Genomic DNA, 8,746 nt, shown 5'->3' with positions numbered 1-8,746 from the left:
GCAATTTCGGCGCTGCCGACCGCGCGCAATGGGCCGACGTGGTGCGCGATTCGGGTGTGCGATTCGACCGCTGAAAGCCGGCAAGAACATAACAACTGCTAATGCAGCAGCACAATAAATGTTGGTTCTGCTGCACAACCCCAAGTCACCAGCCAGATGGAACAGCGAGGAATTAGAGCGATCGCACCAATTGAGGGCATCCAGGTTTTACAATATCTGCTGACTCAACCCATTACCCAGGTGGGAGTTGTACCAATTGATTGGAGACAATTTACACAACTTGGAATATCTTCTAGATTTGTGGAACGGTTTGAGACACCTGTACATTCATCAACTCCAACCACATCTATATTAGAGGAATTGTCAAAAGCTGGCGATCGCTATGATTTACTCAATACCTATATCCGTCAGCAAATTGCCCAAGTTTTGGGATTTAAACCTCACGCCATTGATATTCAATCTGGATTTTTTGACCTGGGTATGGATTCTCTAACAGCGATCGAATTCAAAAATCGTTTGCAAACCAACCTCAAATGCACACTTCCCACCACCGTTGCTTTTGACTATCCAAACATCAACAAGTTAGGGCGCTACTTAATAGAGGAAGTATTACATCTAGATGACTCCCAACCTCTCCAAGGCATAGCCAAAGACCAAAATAAAACTACCCCACCCCCGCTAACGCGCACCCCCCTCTGTCCCCCCTTGGTAAGGGGGGATGAAAGAGGGGTAGGAGGGTTGGGGAGGGGTAAAGCGTTAGACTCTTCTCCATCAGAGTTATCCCAAGATGAGATTGCCGATTTATTGGCACAGGAATTACTGGAAATTGAACAAGAAAACTTTTGACCAAAAATAATTCGTAATTCAGAATTTAAAGCACTATTATTTATAGCTAGGACTTACGCACGCTCTACGAATTCTTGGCGTTCTTGGCGTCTTGGCGGTTCGATAAATTAAGCTTTTGGGCGATTTTTGCGTAAGTCCTAATAGCAAACAAAGAAATGCGTAGCATCAATGTCCAAAACCCTAAATTTATCTATAGGGTATTAATTACGAATTACGAACTTGTACTGAGCGTAGCCGAAGTACGAATTACGAATTGGAGCGAAGCGACATGACCCAACCTGAATCCAAAGACTATCGTAGTTTAATGCAAAATGCTCTCCAAGAGTTGCGGGATTTACGTAGCAAACTCAAAACACAAACAGAAGCGATCGCCATTGTGGGTATGGGATGCCGTTTTCCTGGTGGAGCAGATACTCCCCAAGCATTGTGGGAACTGTTACGCAATGGCGTTGATGCCATTACAGAAGTACCAAGCGATCGCTGGCAGTTGGATAAATTTTATGACCCCGACCCAACTGTTCCCGGGAAAATGTATAATCCTTATGGGGGTTTTATTGGGCAGTTACAAGAATTTGACGCAGAGTTTTTTGGTATTGCTCCTAGAGAAGCTGTTTCTCTCGACCCGCAACAGCGTTTGTTACTCGAAGTCAGTTGGGAAGCTTTGGAAAATGCAGGCATTCCTTCAGAACAACTGGCAGATAGTTCTACGGGTGTTTTTATTGGACTTAGTAGCAATGACTATTCAACTCATCTATTAAATCGTCCCGTCACAGATATAGATGCTTACCTAGCAACTGGTAATTCCCACAGTACTGCTGCTGGCCGTTTATCCTACACACTCGGATTCACAGGCCCTTCTTTAGCTGTTGATACCGCTTGTTCTTCCTCATTAGTAGCAGTACACCTTGCCTGTCAAAGTCTGCGTCGTGGTGAATGTAATATTGCCCTAGCAGGTGGTGTAAATCGTATTTTATCACCAGAATTTACGATTAATTTCTCCAAAGCCCGGATGCTTGCCAATGATGGGCGTTGCAAAACCTTTGATGCCACAGCAGATGGCTTTGTTCGCGGCGAAGGCTGCGGTATCATCGTCCTTCAGAGACTGTCAGATGCCATTGCCGCAGGCTATCCCATCCTTGCAGTAATTAAAGGTAGCGCTGTCAACCAAGATGGACGCAGTAGTGGGTTAACGGTTCCCAACGGGCCATCACAACAAGCTGTCATCCGCCAAGCATTAGCAAATAGCACAGTCGAACCCGCAGATATTACTTACATTGAAGCCCACGGCACAGGTACAGCTTTGGGTGATCCCATTGAAGTCGGTGCATTAGGGGCTGTGTTTGGTGACAATCATACCCGCGATCGCCCTTTATTGATCGGATCACTTAAAACCAACATTGGCCATCTCGAAGCGGCGGCGGGAATTGCCGGGTTAATGAAGGTGGTTTTGGCATTGAAATATGGCGAAATTCCCCCTCATCTGCATTTTGGGCAACCTAATCCCCATATTGCTTGGGAACAATTGCCCATCACCGTTCCCACTACTTGCATTCCTTGGAATTCTGACAAACGGCTGGCTGGTGTCAGTTCCTTTGGCTTTAGTGGCACCAATGCCCATATCGTATTAGCAGCAGCTACAACAATTCAAAATTCAAAACTTGAAATTCAAAAAGAAGATAAAATTGAACGTCCTCTGCATCTTCTAACTCTGAGTGCTAAAACTCTTACAGCTTTAGAACATCTCGCCCGTAAGTATGTAGACTATTTTCAACAACATCAAGATGTTTCTTTTGCAGATGTTTGTTTTAGTGCCAACACGGGGCGATCGCACTTGGAATATCGTTTAGCTATAATTGCCGATTCTTCTACCGTTGCTTGTGAAAAATTATATCATTTTATTGACCGTCAAAAAAATACACCCCTCCCCAACCCTCCTACCCCCCTTTCATCCCCCAAGGCATCGGGGGGACAGAGGGAGGTGCGCGTTAGCGTGGGTGCGGTTCCTCAACCACGTCCCAAAATCGCCTTTCTCTTCACTGGACAAGGCAGCCAGTACATCAATATGGGTGGAGAATTGTACGATACTCAATCCTCTTTTCACCACCAGATTGATTACTGCTGCGAATTATTGCATCCCGACTTAGGTTTAGATTTCCGAAATCTACTTTATCTTTCCCCACTCTCCAGTACAGACGCGATTAATCGCGTCTCTCCCCATTCTCAAAATTTATCCCAAACCATCTACACCCAACCAGCCTTATTTATCCTGGAATACGCCCTCTGTCAACTATGGCTATCTTGGGGAGTAACACCTGATTTTCTCATGGGCCATAGTGTTGGTGAATATGTGGCTGCTTGTATTGCAGAAGTTTTTAGTTTAGAAGATGGACTAAAGCTGATTGCCACCCGCGCCCGCCTCATGCAGCAGTTACCCCACGGTAAAATGATTGCAGTGGCTGCTGCTGCGTCTGAGTTACAAGAACTAATTCTACCCTTCAATCAACAGGTATCCATTGCTGCTGTTAATGCACCCAATAACACAGTGATTTCCGGTGAAACCTCGGCTATTGACCAAATCGCCGCCATCTTGGAAGCCCAAGGCATCAAAATCACACCTTTACCAGTTTCCCATGCCTTCCACTCTCCTTTAATGGAGGCGATGCTGACAGAATTTGAGCAAGTCGCCCGTACTGTCAACTTTCATCCGCCGCAATACCCAATTATTTCTAATCTTACTGGAAAAATCATCGGTGCAGAAATTGCCACACCTGAGTATTGGTGTCGTCATATCCGCCAGCCTGTGCAGTTTTTTGCCGGGGTTCAAACTTTGATTCAGCAAGAGTGTAGTGTATTTTTGGAAGTTGGAGCCAAGCCAATTTTACTTGGTATGGCGCGATCGCTGGTAGCGGATGAGGGAAAATATCTCTGGTTGCCCAGTTTACGAGCCGGACAAGAGGATTGGCAGGTAATATTATCAAGTGTGGCGGCGCTTTATGAGCGAGGAGTTCAGCTTGATTGGCACGGATTTGATCAAGGTTACAACCGTCAGCGTCTTGATGTGCCAAATTATCCCTTCCAAAGAAAGCGTTTCTGGGCAGAAATTACCCCACCCGCGCTAACGCGCACCCTCCCCTTGCAAAGGGGAGGGTTGAGGGAGGGTTGTGTGGATGTTCATCCTCTATTAGGGCAGCGATTACACTTAGCTAAATCCATTAATTTATACTTTGAGCAAGAACTTGCTGATAATTACCCCATATATCTGCAAGACCATCGGGTATTTGCCCAAGTAATTTTACCAGGAGCCGCATACATAGAAATGGCATTGGCAGCCGCAAAGCAAGTTTTTCAAAGCGAACGCCTATACTTAGAAAATATTTCTCTGCAACAGGCTTGCATTTTCACCCCAGATTCCCCACGGATTGTACAATTCATTCTCACTGACAGCTACGAATTTGAAATTGTCAGCGCCGCAGAAAATGCTTGGACTGTTCCTGCAACCGGAAAAGTGGGTGTGAACAAAGATGTTAAGCCAAATGGAATTTTTAATTTTTTAGAACAGCAACGGCATTGTACCCAAATTACAAATATTGCCGACTTCTACCAAAACCTCAAAACGGTTGGCATTAATTACGGCGAAACGTTCCAAGCCATTACCCAACTGTGGTACAATGATAACCTTGCATTGGCAGAAATTCATTTACCACAAATATGTACTGAGCGTGCTGGTTATCAGTTCCATCCAGTTATGTTGGATGGATGTTTACAAGCGATCGCAGCTATTTTATCCCATCAATCCACGTCATCTGTTTATCTGCCCATCGGTTTGGATCGCTTGACTATTTGGGAACCAGTCGGGGAAAATCTATGGAGTTGGGTGCAACTGCGTCCTAGAGATATCTTATCACCAATTATAATTGCAGATATTCAAGTTTTAACTCCAGAGGGAGTAGCGATCGCAACTTTTTCAGGACTGCAACTGAAAGCTGTGGAATCACAAAATATCTTTGCTTACGATTCATCAGCAGACTGGCGAGAATGGTTGTATGAGGTGGAATGGCGCACCCAATCTCACCCTAATGAGACATCTTTGCTGCCTTCTCCAGAGATGATTGCCCAACAGTTAGCACCTCAATTCACTAAACTGTTAACAAAATCGGAGATCCACATTTATGCAAAATTATTACCCCAGTTGGAAACTCTCAGTCTTGCTTATGTTGTTGAAGCACTGCAACAGTTGGGTTTATCTTTGCACAGGGGTGAACATTTTTCTCGGCAGCAATTGCAAATTATACCTGAGCAAGAACAATTATTTATACATCTCCTGGAAATGTTAACAGCCGCAGGTATTCTGCAACAACAAGATGAACGGTGGTATGTACGACAGTCTGCCAATGTTGGACAAGCACAAATTCTCCAAGCAGAACTACAAACAAAATACCTATCTTCTTGGGCAGAACTGACGTTAATTGAACGCTGTGGTTTACATTTATCAAAGGTGTTACAAGGACGATGTGAACCTTTACAAATATTATTTCCCAATGGAGACTTGAGGGCGATCGCTCAACTGTATCAAAATTCGCCTGGTGCTCAGATGATGAATACTCTGGTACAGCAAGCGGTACTCTCAGCTTTAGAAAAGTTACCGCCTGGGCAAACTGTGCGAATTCTAGAAATTGGTGCAGGTACAGGGGGAACTACAGCTAATCTCTTACCGCAACTTGCTACTCAGTCAGTGGAATATGTTTTTACTGATATTTCTCCACTATTTTTAGCAAAAGCACGCCAGCAGTTTTCAGATTATACCTTTGTCCGTTACCAAAGTTTGAATATTGAACAGCCAATTGGATCTGGGGAATTTACTGCCAACAGTTTTGATATTATTATTGCAGCAAATGTTCTACACGCCACCAAAGATTTAAGCCAAACCATCACCAACGTCAAATCCTTACTCGCACCCAACGGATTATTGATACTTTTGGAAGGTACTCGTCCCAGTGGTTGGCTGGATTTAATTTTTGGTTTAACTGAAGGCTGGTGGAGATTCCAAGACAAAGATTTGCGTAAGACGCATCCCTTAATTTCTACCCAGCAGTGGCACGATTTATTACAAGCAAACGGATTTACTAGCGTTGCAGATATTATCCCTGACTCTGTGCTTCCAGAGGTATTGGCTCAACAAGCAGTGATTGTAGCACAGTCAGATCAAGGTAGAGACGCAATTAATCGCGTCTGTACTGGAAAATGGTTAATTGTAACAGATTATTCTGAGTTAGGAGATGCGATCGCACAACGATTACACCAGCAACAGCAATTATCTACCATTCTACCTCCCCCGTTTGCAAGCTACGGTGTAGACACAAATACAGAAGTGGCTTCTAAATCTCGATTTTACCCCTCCCTAGCCCTCCCGATGCATTGGGGAGGGGACTTGATTTCCGGTTTCTCCCCAATGCATCAGGGGATTAAGGGGGGTAATTCGGACACGGTAGCATCAGAAAGCATTCAGAAATCAATCAAAAACATTGTTTATATTTCTAGTTCACAAGAACATATTGAGACTCTACCTCAAGACTGTTACGCTGAATGTACCAATGTTCTTAACCTCGTCCAAACCCTGATTCAAAAGCAACATCAGCCCATTAACCTCTGGTTAGTGACTCAAGGTGCAGTCAATCCCACCTCCACAATCACAGGATTAATGCAGTCACCTGTATGGGGTATGGGTAAAGTCATCCGTTTGGAACATCCAGAACTCAATTGTCGCTGTGTAGATTTAGATCCGACACAAGCAGCAATTTCCCAAGTTGATACCCTGATAACTGAATTGATGCACCCTTCCCAGGAAGAGGAAATTACCCTCCACTCAACTGGGCGAAGGGTAGCACGATTAACTCGCTTCACTAATCCCCAAAAAGTACTTGCCGTTCCCGAACAGCCTTACCGCTTAACAATCGGCACACGCGGTTTACTCAATTCCCTACAATGGCAAACTTCCCAGCGTCGTCAACCCCAGCCAAGGGAAGTAGAGATTCAGGTATGGGCGACGGGATTAAATTTCATTGACGTATTAGATGCTTTGGGACTACTACCTTTTGATCGCAACTGGTTTGGCGTTGAATGTGCCGGTGAGATTGTCGCTGTTGGTGAGGGCGTAACTCAGTTTAACATTGGTGATGCCGTCGTAGCCTTAGCTACTGATAGTTTTAGCCGATATGTTACGACTAATACCAGCTTTGTTGTTGCCAAACCCGACTTTTTGAGCTTTGAAACAGCCGCGACAATTCCCGCCAATTTCCTCACCGCAGCTTATGCCCTGCAAGAAGTTGCTGCAATTCAAAAAGGACAACGCATCCTCATCCATGCCGCCACTGGAGGTACAGGTATGGCAGCTTTACAAATTGCTCAACAAGCTGGGGCGGAAGTCTTTGCCACAGCAAGCCCAAGAAAATGGCAGACACTGCGTTCTTTAGGTGTGCAACACATCTTTAACTCACGCACTTTGGATTTTGCTCAAGAAATTTTAGAAATAACTGACGGTGAAGGTGTAGATATCGTATTTAATTCCCTAGCTGGTGAGTTCATTGCCGCCAGTCTAGGGGTTCTCAAAGCCAACGGATGCTTTATTGAAATTGGCAAACGCGGAGTTTGGAATACACAAGAAGTCGCTCAAGTCAAGCCACTAGTTGCCTATCACCTGGTGGATTTAATGAATGTTGCACAGCAAAATCCTCAACAGGTGCAATCCTTGTTGCATCGGATCATGGCACAGTTTCAAAGCCAAAAGTTGCAACCTCTACCCCAAACAGTTTTTCCTGTCCAAAAGGTGATAACAGCATTGCAGATGATGCAACAGGCGCAACATATCGGCAAAATCGCCATTACCCACGAACCGACAGCCGAAGATTTGCAAACATTACCAGTTCATCCCGAAGGAACCTATTTAATTACTGGTGGTATGGGCGGTTTAGGGTTGCGCGTTGCCCATTGGTTAGTTGAAAAAGGTGCGAAATACTTGGTACTTGTGGGACGTAGCAGCCCGACACTAGAAGCACAGTCACAAATCCAAGCATTACAATCCGCAGGTGCTACAGTCATCACAACTCAGGCAGATGTTGTCGAGAAAGAACAGTTAGCAGCAGTTTTGACTAACATCCAACAAAACTATCCGCCTTTGCGTGGTGTGATTCATGGAGCAGGCGTTTTAGATGATGGAGTTTTACAGCAACTGAATTCGGAACGTTTGCAGTCAGTGATGTCTGTAAAAGTTGCAGGCGCTTGGAATCTACATCTTTTGACCAAAAACGTACCTTTGGATTATTTTATCATGTTTTCCTCTGCCGCTTCCCTATTAGGTTCTCCTGGACAGACAAATCATGTAGCCGCTAACACATTTCTCGATGCCTTAGCACAGTATCGACACAGCCAAGGGTTACCCGCATTGAGTATAAATTGGGGAGTTTGGGCAGATATCGGTGCTGCTGCCAAAGGTCAAATTGCTACTCAAATGAGTTTACGGGGGATTGGTGCGATCGCTCCTGACCAAGGTATAGATATTTTAGAATTCCTCCTGACACAATCTACCACCCAAGTGGGAGTAGTACCAGTGAATTGGACTGAACTCCTAGCCCAAGGTTTATCGTCTCCGTTCTTTACAGACTTTCAAACCCAAGCACCATCGCCCACTCATCAAACTTCCCAATTGATGCAGCAACTAACATTATTGGGGATGAGCGATCGCATTTCCTTATTGATCAACTACCTGCAAACTGAAGTTGGTCGGTTTTTTCAAGGCAGTTCCCATCAAGAATTCTGATTTTGTATCCACTTAATATTTGTGGTGATTTACCACCAACAAACTTTAATTTTACTTGCCATGCCTATGGCTGTTTCCCTTACAATT

Annotated in this window: 2 protein-coding genes; both read left to right on the top strand. The window is 44.7% G+C overall.

Annotated features, from left to right (window positions below; all coding sequences use genetic code 11):
• Nucleotides 1-156: 156 nt before the first annotated feature.
• Nucleotides 157-846 (top strand): beta-ketoacyl reductase, encoded by a 690-nt coding sequence (locus tag LC574_RS13920; protein WP_229454070.1) that lies wholly within the window; start codon nt 157-159, stop codon nt 844-846.
• Between the two features lie 268 nt (nt 847-1,114).
• Nucleotides 1,115-8,659, top strand: coding sequence for a type I polyketide synthase (locus LC574_RS13915; RefSeq protein WP_229454069.1), 7,545 nt, complete (start codon nt 1,115-1,117; stop codon nt 8,657-8,659).
• Nucleotides 8,660-8,746 lie beyond the last annotated feature (87 nt).

The sequence above is a fragment of the Nostoc sp. CHAB 5715 genome (assembly GCF_020829685.1).
In the GTDB taxonomy this organism is placed as follows: Bacteria; Cyanobacteriota; Cyanobacteriia; order Cyanobacteriales; family Nostocaceae; genus Nostoc.
The sequence above is the reverse complement of the archived record's forward strand: the minus strand, read 5'-3'. Positions and strand labels throughout refer to the sequence as shown.